This is a genomic window from Streptomyces sp. UG1 (assembly GCF_049974585.1).
GTDB lineage: Bacteria > Actinomycetota > Actinomycetes > Streptomycetales > Streptomycetaceae > Streptomyces.
The window spans coordinates 241,394-255,963 of sequence record NZ_JBNGGG010000007.1; the positions used below are offsets into that span (position 1 = coordinate 241,394).

General features: G+C 71.6%; 10 protein-coding genes and 3 pseudogenes. 6 read left to right on the forward strand and 7 right to left on the reverse strand.

Annotated features, from left to right (window positions below; all coding sequences use genetic code 11):
- Positions 1-91 precede the first annotated feature (91 nt).
- Genes ACP4J3_RS10645 through ACP4J3_RS10665 form a run of 5 tightly spaced genes read left to right on the forward strand, consistent with a single transcriptional unit; the run spans position 92 to position 7,533 of the window.
- Positions 92-613 carry a hypothetical protein gene (locus tag ACP4J3_RS10645; protein ID WP_426532782.1) on the forward strand — a complete coding sequence of 174 codons (522 nt, stop codon included), beginning with the start codon at positions 92-94 and terminating at the stop codon, positions 611-613.
- Complete coding sequence (locus tag ACP4J3_RS10650) at positions 613-2,007, forward strand: hypothetical protein (protein ID WP_426532784.1); 1,395 nt, start codon at positions 613-615, stop codon at positions 2,005-2,007. The genes ACP4J3_RS10645 and ACP4J3_RS10650 overlap by 1 nt, the downstream gene beginning before the upstream one ends.
- Positions 2,004-3,428 carry a vWA domain-containing protein gene (locus ACP4J3_RS10655; RefSeq protein WP_426532786.1) on the forward strand — a complete coding sequence of 475 codons (1,425 nt, stop codon included), beginning with the start codon at positions 2,004-2,006 and terminating at the stop codon, positions 3,426-3,428. Before ACP4J3_RS10650 ends, ACP4J3_RS10655 begins: the two co-directional genes overlap by 4 nt.
- A 50-nt stretch (positions 3,429-3,478) precedes the next feature.
- Positions 3,479-4,603, forward strand: a complete 1,125-nt coding sequence (locus tag ACP4J3_RS10660) for an ATP-binding protein (protein WP_426532788.1) — start codon at positions 3,479-3,481, stop codon at positions 4,601-4,603.
- On the forward strand, positions 4,600-7,533 hold the full coding sequence (locus ACP4J3_RS10665) for a hypothetical protein (RefSeq protein WP_426532790.1): 2,934 nt from the start codon (positions 4,600-4,602) through the stop codon (positions 7,531-7,533). Before ACP4J3_RS10660 ends, ACP4J3_RS10665 begins: the two co-directional genes overlap by 4 nt.
- A 36-nt stretch (positions 7,534-7,569) precedes the next feature.
- Here ACP4J3_RS10665 and ACP4J3_RS10670 read toward each other — a convergent pair.
- The 7 genes and pseudogenes from ACP4J3_RS10670 to ACP4J3_RS10700 form a co-directional block, all read right to left on the reverse strand.
- Positions 7,570-7,785 (reverse strand): annotated as a pseudogene (locus ACP4J3_RS10670) (discoidin domain-containing protein); the annotation flags it as partial.
- Positions 7,764-7,949, reverse strand: coding sequence for a hypothetical protein (locus tag ACP4J3_RS10675; RefSeq protein WP_426532823.1), 186 nt, complete (start codon positions 7,947-7,949; stop codon positions 7,764-7,766). The pseudogene ACP4J3_RS10670 and the gene ACP4J3_RS10675, both read right to left, overlap by 22 nt.
- Positions 7,946-9,994 carry an elongation factor G gene (gene fusA, locus ACP4J3_RS10680; protein ID WP_426532792.1) on the reverse strand — a complete coding sequence of 683 codons (2,049 nt, stop codon included), beginning with the start codon at positions 9,992-9,994 and terminating at the stop codon, positions 7,946-7,948. The genes ACP4J3_RS10675 and fusA overlap by 4 nt, the downstream gene beginning before the upstream one ends.
- Positions 9,995-10,378: 384 nt before the next feature.
- A complete protein-coding gene (locus ACP4J3_RS10685) occupies positions 10,379-10,582 on the reverse strand; it encodes a ferredoxin (protein ID WP_426532794.1) in 204 nt (67 codons plus the stop codon).
- 95 nt (positions 10,583-10,677) lie between these two features.
- Positions 10,678-11,875 (reverse strand): annotated as a pseudogene (locus ACP4J3_RS10690) (cytochrome P450).
- Between the two features lie 367 nt (positions 11,876-12,242).
- Positions 12,243-13,002: pseudogene (locus ACP4J3_RS10695) on the reverse strand (iron chelate uptake ABC transporter family permease subunit); the annotation flags it as partial.
- A gap of 25 nt (positions 13,003-13,027) precedes the next feature.
- Entirely contained in the window at positions 13,028-13,879 is an 852-nt protein-coding gene (locus tag ACP4J3_RS10700; protein ID WP_426532796.1) for a LysR family transcriptional regulator, read from the reverse strand.
- Positions 13,880-13,960: 81 nt separating this feature from the next.
- Here ACP4J3_RS10700 and ACP4J3_RS10705 point away from each other — a divergent pair, with 81 nt between their 5' ends.
- Positions 13,961-14,464: a cupin domain-containing protein gene (locus ACP4J3_RS10705; protein WP_426532798.1), complete on the forward strand. Its 504-nt coding sequence runs from the start codon at positions 13,961-13,963 to the stop codon at positions 14,462-14,464.
- Positions 14,465-14,570 lie beyond the last annotated feature (106 nt).

The window sequence follows — 14,570 nt, forward strand, 5'->3', positions numbered from 1 at the left end:
CCGGCTGCTCCGGTCTCGGCGGCGTTGTCAGTGGCTGCCGATACCTTGATCTCGTTGCGCCGCTCTGGCGTTGACGTCCCCTTTCGCATGCATGGGAGATGGTGCGTTGTCGGTCTGGGAGAAGTCGAGTACGGCGCGGGTCGTGCCGTCCGCGCGGCCGCGGAAGCTCGCGAAGGTCCCGTTCGTGGAGCTGGCCGACGGACGGCTGCAGGGTGTGGTGTCCAGTGGGTCGGACATCGGGCGCGTGTATGTGTCGTCGGTCGAGGCGGGGACGTTCGCGTTCGCCTGCAGCACCAACAACAACCGTCCCTGCGGCGGGGCGCGCGGGTGGTTCTGCAATCACATACGTGCGCTGATCAGTGAGGCGGTGCTGCAGTACGGCGTCGAGCGTGTGGGCCGGTATCTGAAGGCCGAGGTCGCCGGTGGCGCGCCCGCCGATGCGGGCTCCCTCACCGACGCGATGACCGCCACCCGGCCCGCGCAGGCGGACAGTTCGGCCGCAGCGCAGGTGTTCAGCCGGTTCCTGCGGCATCTGGCCTATCTCGAACTGGCCCCGAGTAGCAGTCCGTTGCCCGAGATGCAGTGGTTCCCGACGACGAGGGCGGTGGCCTGATGCGTGCCGATCTGCTGACCGACGCCGTCGACGGGCTCGACGAGATCCTTGCCGCCGTGGACGGTTTCGACGAGGTGCTGGTCGCCGGTCTGTTGCGTCCGCAGCCCGCCCAGGCGGGTGGGCCGGCCGCTCTCGCCGCGGCCGTCGCCGGGTCGCCGCTGGCCACGCGGGTCGCCGAGGCGGCCGAGAAGACCGCTGCCGGGGCCGCCGGCGAGGACCACTTTCTCGCGCTCGCCGCCGCTCGCACCGCGCTGCTCGGTTCCGTGCACGACGCGCTGGTCCTGCGTGCCGAGGAGGCCGTCGGGCGGGCGCGGGGCGAGGAGAGCGGCGCTTCGGCCGGCGGTGCGGAGTGTGCGGTCAATCTGCTTGCCGCGGCGCGCAGTTGGCTGTGCGACCTCGCGCGGGCCGGATGGCAGGGCATCGACCATGAACTCGTCGGCGGGGCCGCGCCCGTCGTGTCCGCGATGCTGCCCGACCCCGCGCTGCGCCGTCTGGCCACGCTGCTCGACGGCTTCGCCGCCGAACTCGCCGCTTCCTGCCCGGGGCCGACCCTGGAGCGGGTTCCGGTGCGGCGGTGGGCCGACCTGTGGTCGCGTGCCATGGTGCTGACGGTGCCCGGAGCAGGGGCCGCCCCTCCCGGCGTCGCCGAAGCGACCGGGCGTCTGCTGCCGCTCGGTGTCGACGTACAGGAGCACGCCACCGCCGTACAGGCTCAGGTCCACGCCGTGTTCGAACCGGCGGACGGCGGCACACCGCGACTGGTGCGGGCCTCGGTGTCGGCGCCGAAGCCCGACACCGTCGTCGGTGCGGGGCTGTGGCAGCTGTTGCGGCCCCACATGTCCCTGCTCGCCGCGGTGAGTGAGGGGCGTGCCATGGAGCTCGACGCGATGCCCGTCACCGGTGAGGGCGATCTGATCTGGGACGACGCGCGGGCCCGGACGGGCGAGCCCGCCGAGGTGTTCGCCACCGCGCGAGTGGCGCTGCCCGCCGCTGCCGCCTTCGCGACCGCGCCGCTCGACCGGCATCCGGCGCGGATCGCCGTGCCCGTGCTGCTGGAGGGGTACGCCGTGGAGGAGGGCGAGGACGGGGTGGCGTTCCAGGTCGCCGGGCAGCGGCTCGCTGTCGACACCGACCGGGTTCCGGCCGCCGGTCCGCTCACCCCCGAGGTGGTTGCCTCGTCCGGTGCTTGTGTCGGCCTGCTGCGCTGGGACGCCGGGGAGTTTCTGGTCCAGCCGCTAGCCGTCGAGCGGACCGTACGGAAGAAGTCCGTCGCCGTGCACGCCGGGGCCTGGGCCGGAGGTACGACCGACAAGGCCGGTGTACGGGCCGAGAAGGCCGCCACCGACGCCGTCACCGTGCTGCGTGAGCGCGCCGGAAGGCTGCTGCGGAAATGAGCGAGCAGACCATCGAAGGCGCCCCGGCGCCCGATCCGGACGAGAACCGGCGGCAGGTGCTGTACTGGCGGCTGCTGGCACGGCTCTTCGACCCCGAGGAGCAGGCCGGCCTGGAGTCGGCGAGTCTGGCCGTGGTCGAGGACATCGGCCTGCCGCCCGCGCTGCTGGACCCGGGGGCGTCCGTCGACTCCGTCGTGCAGCGGCATCCGGAGCTGGCCGCCGAGTTCGACGGGCTGATGACGCCCGAGCCGGACGAGGACGGTGGGCGTGACCGGGCCGCCGAGGTGCGGCGCGCGGCGCTCGTGTCGAAGGTGCTGCTGAACGTCTTCGCGACCGGCTCCGGCACCGTCACCGCCGAGCAGTTGGCTCGCTGGCAGTCCGACGCAGCCTGGCTGGAGCGGGCACTGGGCTGCCGGCCCGGCGAGCTGCGCGGCGGACGTGCCGGTGCCAACCGTGCGGGAGGCGGGCAGGGCGTCAGCCCGACCGGTACCGGTTTCGGTGGCCCCACGCCCGACCTCAGCCGCCTGATCCCCGAGATCGGGCCGGAACTCGGTTCCATCGAGGCAGGTCTCGTCAAGCGCATGCATCTGCGCGAGGTGCTGGCCGACCCCGCGCTGGCCTCGCAACTGACGCCGAGCATGTCCCTGATCGAGCAGTTGCTGCGCGACAAGGACAACCTCTCCGGTGTCGCCCTGGCCAACGCCAAGGCGCTGATCCGGCGTTACGTCGACGAGGTCGCCCAGGTGCTGCGCACCCAGGTGGAGAAGGCCACGGTCGGTGACATCGACCGGTCCGTCCCGCCCAAGCGGGTCTTCCGCAACCTCGACCTCGACCGCACCATCTGGAAGAACCTCACCAACTGGGATCCACAGGAGGAGCGGCTCTACGTCGACCGCCTCTACTACCGGCACACCAGCCGCAAGACAACACCCCAGCGGCTCATCGTGGTCGTGGACCAGTCGGGTTCGATGCTCGACTCGATGGTCAACTGCACCATCCTGGCGTCCATATTCGCCGGGCTGCCGAAGGTGGACGTCCACCTCATCGCGTACGACACACAGGCGCTGGATCTCACGTCCTGGGCGCACGACCCGTTCGAGACGCTGCTGCGGACCAAGCTCGGCGGCGGCACCGACGGCACCGTCGCCATGGCACTCGCCCAGCCGAAGATCGCCGAGCCGCGCAACACCGTCGTGGTGTGGATCTCCGACTTCTACGAATGGCGCACGGACGAGCTGTTCGAGAGCATGGCCGCCGTCCACCGTTCGGGGGCGAGGTTCATCCCGGTGGGGTCGGTGACCAGCTCCGGGCGCGGCAGCGTCAACCCGTGGTTCCGGGAGAAGTTCAAGGACCTCGGCACGCCGGTGATCTCCGGCCACATCAAGAAGCTCGTGCACGAGCTCAAGACGTTCCTCACCTGATCACCGACCACACCCTCACTGTGATCACCGTACGGAAAGGCCTTCCCCTGATGTCAGACCTGCTGCGCGCCCCTGCCGAGATCAAGTACGCCGAGGAGCTCGACTGGCTGGAGTCGATCGACGACAACCCCAAGCCGTTCTCGTGGCGCCTGTCGCCGAAGATGGTCCGCCTGTTCATCCTCGGCTCCGAGCGTGCCGACGGACTGGACCGGGAGGTGTCGCAGAAGTGGTTCGGCGACCGGAGCTTCGTCGAGCGGTCCATCGTCACCCTCGCCTCCGACCGCGGTCTGCTGCTCATCGGCGACCCCGGCACCGGCAAGAGCTGGCTGGCGGAGCTGCTGTCCGCCGCGATCTGCCGCAACTCCACGCTGGTGGTTCAGGGCACGGCCGGCACCACCGAGGACCACATCAAGTACTCGTGGAACGTGTCGATGGTCATCGCCAAGGGCCAGTCGCGGGAGTCGATGATCCCCTCGCCGATCATGACCGCGATGGAAGCCGGTGCCATCGGCCGCTTCGAGGAGCTGACCCGCTCCACGAGTGACGTCCAGGACGCGCTGATCTCGATCCTCTCCGAGAAGTACATCTCCGTTCCCGAACTGGAGAGCGGCGGCGGGGACGACAACATCGTGTTCGCCAAGCCCGGCTTCTCGATCATCGCCACGGCCAACAGCCGCGACCGGGGCGTCAACGACCTGTCGTCCGCGCTGAAGCGCCGGTTCAACTTCGTCCGCATCCCGGTCGTGACGAACAAGAAGAGCGAGGCGGAGATCGTCCGCTTCCGCACCGAGGAGCTGCTGCGCCGGCACTCGATCGACCTCGACGTGCCGCCGACCCTGCTCGACGTGCTCCTGCAGAGCTTCGCCGACCTGCGGGCGTCCGCCGCCGCGGCCGGCAGCGACGACGAGAAGCTGGAGTCCGCGCTGTCGACGGCCGAGCAGATCGGCGTGCTGGAGGACGCCGTCCTGCACAGCAACTTCTTCGGTGAGCGCGCCCTGACCGCCCGCACCCTGGCGTCCTCCCTCGTCGGCTCCCTCACCCGGCGCGAGCCCGAGGATCTGGCCATCCTCAACAAGTACCTGCACGGTGTCGTCGAGCCGCGCAGCAAGGAGGAGGGCGGTTCCTGGCCCGAGTTCCTGGAGGGCGGCCGCGACGCGATCGCCACGCTGTCATGAGCGGGTCCCAGGAGAACGGCACATTCGCCGGGCTGCGCGGCCAACTCCAGGACGCCGCGGCCACGTTCGCGGGCGGGCCCGACGCCTTGGAGGGCATCCTCCTCGGCATGGTCGACGACGTCGACCGGGCGGTGCGCGAGCCGCTGGAGATCTTCCCCGTCTGTCACCACTCCCCCGCCTCGGCGCTCGCCATGGCCCGCCGACTGCGCGAGAAGCAGCCCAAAGTGGTGTACCTGGAGCTGTGCGAGGACATGGCGCCGCTCCTGACCGAGCTGCGCAACTGCCGACTGCCGGTGGCGGTGCAGGCGTTCGCCGGCGAGGTCGACGGCTTTCCCGCCGACTGGGCCCCGCTGTCGGTCGTGGCGCCGGTCACGGAGGCGTCCGCCGAGTACCAGGCGATCGCGTACGCCCTGGACACCCCGGGCGTCGAGCTGGTGCTCGTCGACCGGTCCTCGGACCACGTCTTCCAGTGGGACAGGAGAGGCGAACACGCCCAGGAGGGGGCGGGGCCTGCGGAAGAGGCCGAGGCCGCGCTGCACGGTGAGGCCGTCGGCGTCGAGATCGGCGACCTGCGGCCGCGCTTCGCCGAGTTGGAGGAGCATCTGCTCCGCCACGGCAAGGTGCGGCACTGGTCGGAGTGGTGGCACCAGTACGTCGAGGTCCCGCTCGGGGACAGCGATCACGACACCTACCGGCAGGTGATGTTCCTCATCGGCAGCCTGTTCCGGCGGCTCGCCCCCGGCGACGGGTCCCGCGTCCGGGTGGACGAGGACCGCGAGCGGTACATGTGGACGCGGATGCGTGAGCACCTGGCGGCCACGGGCACCGACCCGGAGGACTGCCTGTACGTGTGCGGGGCGTTCCACGCGGCCAGCCGCGTCGAGGAGTTCGGCGTGCACGGCAGCACGGACACGTTCACGATCTCCCCTCGTACCGCCACCACCTGGCAGTACGGCCTGATCCCGTCCAGTCACGCGGCGATCGAGGCGCAGTTCGGGCTCGCCGCGGGTTCGGTGTCGATCGCGGCGACTCAGTGGGCGAAGGGCCTGAAGCGGACCCGCCTGAAGCCGTTCCGGCTGGAGGGTCAGGCAGGGACGAAGAAGCCCGGGAAGAAGAAGGCCGGGAAGAAGACTGCAGTCCCCGCTGTCACCCCGGCACCGGAGCCCGCGGTGGCTGCGGACAAGCTGTCCGGCTTCCTGCGCCGGCCGCCCGTGCTCGACGGTCTGGACGAGGCCGAACTGCTCGGCTGGTCGGTGGACATCGTGCGCGCGGCCCGGCGCAACGGCTATCTCGCCTCGACCGCCGACGCCATCGCCGTCTTCGAGACGTCGATCCTGCTCGCCGGCATGCGGGACCGGGTCAAGCCGACGCCGTACGACTTCCAGGACGCGGCGGTCACCTGCATCGAGAAGGACAGCGTGCCCGGGCGACGGGACGTGCGGCGCCTGGTCGAGATCATGATGGGCGGGGACCGGATCGGCCAGGTCGGCTACGACTCGCTGCCGCCGCTGGCACGCGATGTGTACGACCGGCTCGCACCGCTGGAGCTGAAGCTCGAGCAGCGCGGGGTGCGCCGGGCGCTGCTGGACATGGCGTCCCGGCCGGAACTCCAGGCGTGTTCGGACGTGTTGTGGATGCTGCGGCGGCTGATGCCGCAGGGTGCGGCGCGGCCGATCATGGGTGAGCGGGGGCTCGGTGAGCGGTCGATCCAGGAGTCGTGGGACCTGGCGCTCGGCACGCACCAGCGGGCTCTGATCGAGCTGGGCTACGAGGGTGTCAGCCTCGAGCAGGTCCTGGAGCAGCGGCTGCGGCGCGATGCGTACGGGCCGCAGGCGACGACGGCGACGGTGCTGGCCGCGGTCGAGGACGCGACCCTCTACCTGCGCAGCCGCCGCCTGTCCGACGAGCTCGGCACGCACGCGCTGAAGCTCCTCGCCACCGAGCGCAGCGTGGACGGCGCGCCGGAGGTGCTGCGGCGGGTGCGCGCGCTGCTGGCGTACTACCGCACCAGCGAGCCGGTGCTGCCGTCGTGGATCGAGTCCTTCGTCAAGACTGGTTACGCCCACTACTGCACACTGCTGCCGACGGCGTTCCGGGACGAGGACGCGACGGTCGGGCCGGTCGCGGCGATGCTCGGCTTCCTGTTCAGCATGGAGAGCCTGGCCCTGTCGCTGGGCTGCGACCGGACCCAGTTGGAGCTCGCGGTCGCCCAGTCGCACCCCGACGAGCCGTCGAAGACGGCACTGCTGTGGGCGGCGCAGGTACAGCTCGGCACCCTGTCCCGGGCCGAACTGCGGGCGCGGTGCGAGGCGCTGCTGGACAACCCGCTGGTGGTGCCCGCCTATCCGCGCTATCTGAGCGGCTTCGTGCACGCGCTGGAGCCCGTGCCGGGGCTGGCGGACGTGGTCGTGGAGGCGGTGTCGAACGCGTTCGGACGGCTGCCGGACACGGTGCTGCTGCCGTGGCTGCCGCTGCTGATCACCACCCTGCGTTCCGGCGCTGCGGACCTCGCCCCGCTGCTGATCCGCGAGGCCGGTCGCATCTTCCCGGGCCGGCTGGCGGCGCTGGACGCGTGGATACCGCCGTGGCGGATGCCGGAGATGGATCCGCTCGCCGCCGCACGGCCGAAGCCCGCGCCCGACGTCCGCCGTGGCGCCGCGCTGCTCACGGCACACCCGGCGACGTGTGACGCGGTGGCGGGGCTACTCGGCTGCGCGGGCGGATGGGCACAGCCCGACGTCCCGGCCCCGTCGGGCGTGAGGCTGCTGGCCGCGCACCCGGCGACCTGCGACGCGGTGGCGGAACTCCTGGGCTGCGACGGCGGATGGGCAGTGGCGGCGGCCGGTGCGTCCCCGTCGGGCGGGGCCATGCTCACGACCCGCCATCCGGCGACGGCGGATGCCTTGGAGTCCCTGCTGTCGAGCAGATGAAGCAGGCGGCGGCCCGGTCCGGAGTACCGGACCTACCCGGGACGTCTCCTGGACCGGGCGGCCGTCCACGTGGAAGCGCATGCATGCCCATCGGTGTCCACTCAACGGCATATGTGCGCCACTGGTCGGCCGTGTCGGTCTCGCCGGACGCGGGCCAGGAGACCGACGGGTTGTCGACGTCGCTGCCGAGCAGCCAGAAGGCGGCCGGAAGCCGTCGCCGACCGGGAGCTTCATGCGTAGAGCGCGTACGCCATCGAGTACAGCGGCACCGCGGCCGGGTCCCGTCCCTGCGCGCCGGTCGAGCCGAGTGCTGAGTCGACGAACCGGTCCCTGCCTCCGACCTTGTCGAAGTCCCGGGTGCCCGACGACTGTGCGAGCGGCCCCCCCGCGTACAGGTGGGGCCGCCCCTCACTCACCGGGCCGGTGTCGTCACCGGCGCCGGCGCGTACCCGGTCGGCCGGGCCGTGAACGTGCCCCGGCCCTGGGTCCGGCTGCGCAACCGCGTCGCGTAGCCGAAGAGTTCGGCCAGCGGCACGGTCGCCGTGACCACCGCCGCGCCCGCCCGGGTGACCGAGCCGGAGACCCGGCCGCGCCGTGCCGCCAGGTCGCCGAGGACCGTGCCCACGGCGTCCTCGGGCACGGTGACCGTGACCTCGACGACCGGCTCGAGCAGGACCATCGCGCAGGAGCGCAGGGCCTGACGGAGACCGAGCCGGCCGGCGGTGCGGAACGCCGTGTCGGAGGAGTCCTTCACATGCGTCGCCCCGTCGGTGAGGGTGACGCGCAGCCCGGTCACCGGGTGACCGCCGAGCGGGCCCTCGGCGAGGGCGTCCCGGCAGCCGGCCTCCACGGCACGGACGTACTCCTGCGGCACACGACCGCCGACGACGGCCGAGCGGAACTCGAAGCCGGCCCCTGCCTCCAGGGCCTCGACGTCGAGGACGACATGCGCGAACTGCCCTGCCCCGCCGTCCTGTTTGACATGCCGGAAGACGAAGCCGGACACGCCTCGGCCGACGGCTTCGCGGTAGGAGACCCTCGGGCGGCCTACCTTGACGTCCAGGCCGACGTCCCGCCGGATCTTCTCCACCGCGACCTCCAGATGCAGTTCGCCCATGCCGGACAGCACCGTCTGCCCGGTCTCGGCGTCGGTCCGCACGGACAGCGACGGGTCCTCTTCCGCCAGCCGGGCCAGCGCGCCCGCCAGCTTGTCGGTGTCGGTGGACCTGCGGGCCTCGACCGCGACGGACACCACCGGTTCGGCGACACCGGGCGGTTCGAGGACGAGCGCCGCGTCCGGCGCGCACAGAGTGGAGCCCGCGCGCGCCGACTTCAGCCCGACCACGGCCACGATGTCCCCGGCGACCGCCCGGTCCACCTGGGCGTGCCGGTCGGCCTGCACCCGCAGGATCCGCCCGATCCGCTCGGTGCGCCCGGCACTCGCGTCCAGCACCGTGTCCCCCTTCGCGATCGTTCCCGAGTACACCCGCAGGTACGTCAGCCTTCCGGTCGGCGTGGCGCTCACCTTGAACGCGAGCCCCGCGAACGGGGCCAACGGGTCGGCGGGCCGCTCCTCGTCGGCACTGTCGCGCAGGCCTCGTACGGCAGGCACGTCGAGCGGCGACGGCAGATAGGCCACCACCGCGTCCAGCAACGGCTCGACACCGCGGTTGCGGTAGGCCGAGCCGCACAGCACGACCACGCCCTCACCACCGCGGGTCAGCTCCCGCAGGGCGAGCTCCAGGGTCTCCGGCGAGAGGGTGGACCGCGCGCAGAACTCCTCCAACGCGCCGGCGTGCAGCTCGGCCACGGCCTCCTCCAGCAGCCGCCGACGCCGGTTCGCCTCCTCCCGCAGTTCGTCGGGCACTTCTTCCGTTACGAACGTCTCGGCGCCGTCGGCCCACACCAGCGCACGCATCCGTACCAGATCCACGACCCCGCGGAATCCGTCCTCCGTGCCGATGGGCAACTGCACCACCAGCGGCGCCGGATGCAGCCGTTCCCGGATCGACGCCACGGCCTTGTCCAGGTCGGCGCCCGCGCGGTCCAGCTTGTTGACGAAGGCGATCCTCGGCACACCGTGCCGATCGGCCTGCCGCCACACCGACTCGCTCTGCGGCTCCACGCCCGCGACGGCGTCGAACACCGCGACCGCGCCGTCCAGGACCCGCAGCGAACGCTCCACCTCGTCGGCGAAGTCGACGTGCCCGGGTGTGTCGATGAGGTTGATCCGGTGACCGTCCCAGGTGCAGCTCACCGCCGCCGCGAAGATGGTGATGCCACGGTCGCGCTCCTGCGAGTCGAAGTCGGTGACGGTGGTGCCGTCGTGGACCTCGCCGCGCTTGTGCGTGGTCCCGGTGGCGTACAGGATCCGCTCGGTGACGGTGGTCTTGCCGGCGTCGACGTGGGCGAGGATGCCGAGGTTGCGGACGACGGCGAGGGTGTTGAGGTTGGTGCGCACGGCCCTTGGCCTTTCGGATGTTCCGGAAACGGAAAGGGGTCAGCGCGATTCCGCGACGAGGCGTAGGGACGATGCGTACGCGCACGCGAGCACGGCCTGTTGGTCTGCCGGAATCCCGGCAGGGCAGGAGTGTCAGGTGTTCGTCACGGCATCCGGTGCTGGCCGCGCAGCGGGCACCGGGCGGACGAGGACACGAGGATCACGTCGTACCGGTCGTACCGGGACGGGGAGACGACAGCGGCGCGGTCACGCACGGCCCGGCTCCCCTCGACTCGTCACGACGACGCGCCGCCGGGTGGTGGGCGGCGCGTGATGGTGTGGTGAGTCTAGGGAGCCGGGCCGGACCGGGGCACATGATTTTCCGGTCCGTGCGACCGGAAGTGGCTACTCCTGGTCGTCGTCGATCGTGATGGCGGCCGCGGGACAGACGGCGGCCGCCTCGCGCGCGGCGGCGTGCGCCTCCGCGGCGGGGCTGGGGTCGAGCAGGGTGACGATGCCGTCGTCGTCGCGTTGGTCGAAGACGTCGGGCGCGATCAGCACGCACTGGCCGGCGCCGCAGCACCGGTCCTGGTCCACACGGACTTTCACCGCTGTCGCCTTCCTTTGTTGCCTGCCCTTCTTGCCTGCCCTTCTTGCTTTCCTTTCTTGCCTTCCTTCTTGCCTTCCTTCTCCAGTCGGCCCGGTCACAACCGGACGGGCACCGTGCGCAGTCCGCCGACGAGAAGTCCCTCGACGCGCTGCAACTCGTCGACGGGCACGTCCAGTCGAAGGGTCGGCAGCTTGCGCAGCAGGACGTCGAGGGTGACCTGGAGTTCGGTGCGGGCCAGGCTCTGACCGAGGCAGGAGTGAGGCCCGGAGCCGAACGTCAGATGCGGGTTCGGGGACCGGGACAGCACCATGTCGTCCGCGTCGGCGAAGACCCGCTCGTCGCGGTTGGCGGCGGGCATGCTGCACACGACGGTCGTGCCGCTCGGCAGCAGTTCGCCGTCGACCTCGACGTCCTCGGTGAGATAGCGCCGGATGCCGAAGCCGAGGTTGGCGTCGAAGCGCAGCGCTTCGTCGACGGCCGTGCGCACCAGGGCGGGGTCGGCCAGCAGCCGCTCCCAGCGGGTGCGGTCGGTGAGCAGCATCGCGACCATCTTGCCGATCATGTTCGCGGTGGTCTCGTGCCCGGCGACCAGCAGCCCCATGGCCGTGCCGAGCAGTTCGTCGTCGGTCAGCCCCCGGCCCTCCCCCTCGCTCTCCCTGATCACCATGCCGATCAGGTCCTCGCCGGGCTCGGCGCGGGTCGCCGCGATGTGCGCCGACATGTACTCGGCGAAGTCGCCGTACGCCGCCCGGGTCTGCTCGGCGGTGTAGCGGCTGACGTTGAGGAAGGCGTCGGACCAGTGTGAGAAGCGGTCCCGGTCGGCGACGGGGACGCCCAGGATGTCGCAGATGACGTAGACGGGCAGCGGGAAGCCGAGGGCGGCCTTGAGGTCGGCGGGCTGTCCGTGGCGGACCATGTACGAGGCCCTCGGCGGTGCGCACCATGCCGGGGCGCAGCGCGGTCATGCGTTTGGCGGTGAAGTACTTGCCCACCTGCCGTCGCCAACGCAGGTGCGGTTCACCGCGGTCGGGCAGGGAGAACGTCGTGCTTCCGTCGGCGGCGGGACCGCCGGCTCCTTCGGGGGCGTGGCGGTCATGGGGGTTCGAGCCCGCCGCATCGGATGGTGCGCCGTGACGGCGAGCGAGTCGGCCGGGCGCCGACCCGATGCTCGATGACCGGAGTGTCCGCCGGCTTTGGCTCGACGGCGGCACAGCGCTGGATGACGCCCTTTGCCGCAGCCGGATCGTCGGACAGGTCGGCGGCGCCGTCGATCGCGGTGCCGCCTGGGACAATCGCCGTGCCGCCCGGACAACCGTGTCGCCATGCGGGTGGATACAGAAGGAAGGGATCGGGCGACAGCCCCGTGTCTCCTGACCGGCCTGCTGACCGTGCCCGGCACCGCCATCGTCCCGGTGACCGGCATCCTCATCGGCGGTGCGCCGACCGCCATGGTACTCGCCGGACGAGGTCGCTGGGCGGTACGGCGAGGTCGAGGCCGCCCTGTCCCGAACTCGTCGCCCGTCGCAGGCTCCACCGCCAGAACGTGCCGACACCGGAACCGGGGCAGGCATTGCCCGGCAGTGCGCGGCCGACGATCGGGCCGGTGACGCCGGGCCGGGTCAGCAGCCAGGCGCCCGTCGTGACCGGCCCGAGCAGGGCCTAGCGGCGGCTGCGCACCAGCAGATAGAGGAAGTACGGCGTGCCGATCACCGCGGTCACCATGCCGGCGCCGAGCTGGGCGGGCGCGATCACGGTACGGCCCAGCAGGTCCGCGGTGCACACCAGCGCGGCGCCGAGCAGCATCGCCACCGGGACCACCCGGGCGTGCTGACGGCCACCAGGGCGCGGGCCATGTGCGGGGCGACGAGCCCCACGAAGCCGATCGTGCCCGCGGCGGCGACGGCGGTGGCGCTCACCAGGACGCCCAGGACGAGGAAGCCGAGGCGCCCCCGGGCCAGGTCGATGCCCAGGAGCCGCGGGGTGTCCTCGTCGAGCGAGACGAGGTCGAGCTCCGCGCGCCGCAGCACCGCGACGACCGCCCGAGAGCGACCACGACCGCGAGCGGCACCACGTCCGGCATCGTCCGCCCGTAGATGGAACCGGACAGCCAGGTAAGGGCCTTGACCGCGTTGAACGGGTCGGTGAGGACGATCAGCAGGCTGATCAGCGCGGTGGCGGCGGTGGCGGCACCGATGCCGACGAGGACGAGCCGGTTCTGCTGGAACCCGCCCCGCGCGGCAAGTCCGAAGACGATGACGGAGCTGACCGCGGCACCCGCGAACGCCGCTCCCGCAAGTCCCCACGAGTCGCGCACCCGGGTGTCGAGCACGAAGGAGACGGTCTGGCCCGCGCTGCCTTGTGCCCCGTTCACGACGTCTCCGAGCAGCAGTTGGGTGTCGCCCAGCGGCACGCCGGCGATCTGCGGCGGCACCGGGTACCAGCGCTCAGTGGCGGTACGCGGCTGTCGCGACCTCGACGAAGGATCGGATCAACGGGTTGGTGTCGCCTTCGTTCCACACCGCCACCACTCGGCTCGGCGCCATGTCGATCAGCGGTACCACGGCCAACTCCGCGGGCAGGTCGTGCCCGAGGGGCGCCAGGCCGACCGTGCCGTTCCACAGCACGGCCTGCAGGCATTCCTGAACGGCGCGCACCACCGGCCCCTCGCGCGCCCTGCCGCCGTTCCAGTACGACTGCCAGATGGGGTCGGTGCCCTGCGGGAACTGGAACCAGCGACGGCCGCTCAGCTCGGCCAGCCGCAGCCGGCCGCGGCGGGCCAGCGGATCGTCGGCCCGCAGGACCGCGCCGACCGGATCGGTTCGCAGCACACGCACCGTCAGGGCGGTCTCGTCGAACGGCGCCCGGGTGAGGGCGACGTCGACCAGTCCGGCGCGCAGCCCGCACGTCGGGTCGGTCAGGTCGGTGTCGCGGATGCGGACGTCGATGCCGGGGTGGTTTCGGCGGTAGGCGGCGGCCAGCCTGGACACTCCCGGGTCGGTGCCGTCGCCCAGGATGCCGACGGTGATGGTCGCGGCGCCGGCCGCCGCGCTGACGCGTACACGGACGCGGTCGGCATGCTCGAGCAGGGCCCGCGCCTCGTCGAGCAGCACCGTGCCCACCGGCGTGAGCGTGACGCCGGTGGGCGAGCGGGCGAAGAGCAGCGCCCCGACGTCGGCCTCCAACTGCTTGATCGCCCGGCTCAGCGGCGGCTGACTCATGTGCAGTCGGGTGGCGGCCCGGCCGAAGTGGAGTTCCTCGGCGACCGCCACGAAGTAGCGCAAGGTCCGTAGCTCCACGCTGCAACGATACCCACGAGGTATCGGGGTTGCGGGATGGGTCTTGGACACCGGCGGGGCCTGGGCGGTGCACTCGTGAGCATGACCGAAGAAGCGGAAGAAGCGAACACCAGCGAGCCGCAGGCCGCCCCCGCCGTGTCGGTGGTGGGTCCCGGTGACGGTGAGAGGATCGTTCTGGGCACCACGCGCATGCGCGTTCTGGAGGACGGCAGCCACACCGGGCACCGCCTCGCGATCGCCGAGTCCGTCCTCGCCCCGCACACCCAGGGACCGCCGCAGCACCGCCACGCCCAACACGACGAGGGCTTCTACATCCTCTCCGGCTCCATACGGTTCACCGTCGGGGACGAGGACCACGACGCCACCGCGGGCACGCTCGTGATGGTTCCGCCAGGCACCCCGCACACCTTCGCCAACCTGACCGACCAGCCCGCCGTCATGCTCAGCACCTTCACCCCCGATCTGTACGTGCAGTACTTCCGAGACCTCCAGGAGATGTTCGCCGACGGCCGGCCGCTGACGCGACAAGCCAACATCGACGCGATGAGCCGCTACGCGACCGAGCCCGCCAGCGACCTCGCCTGAAGCCGACGGGACGCAACAGCCGACCGGACCTAGGGCGCGTTTTGAGTCGTGATCATTCGGTGGTCCGGGTGATGTCTTTGATCCAGATCATCGAGGCGCGTAGGTG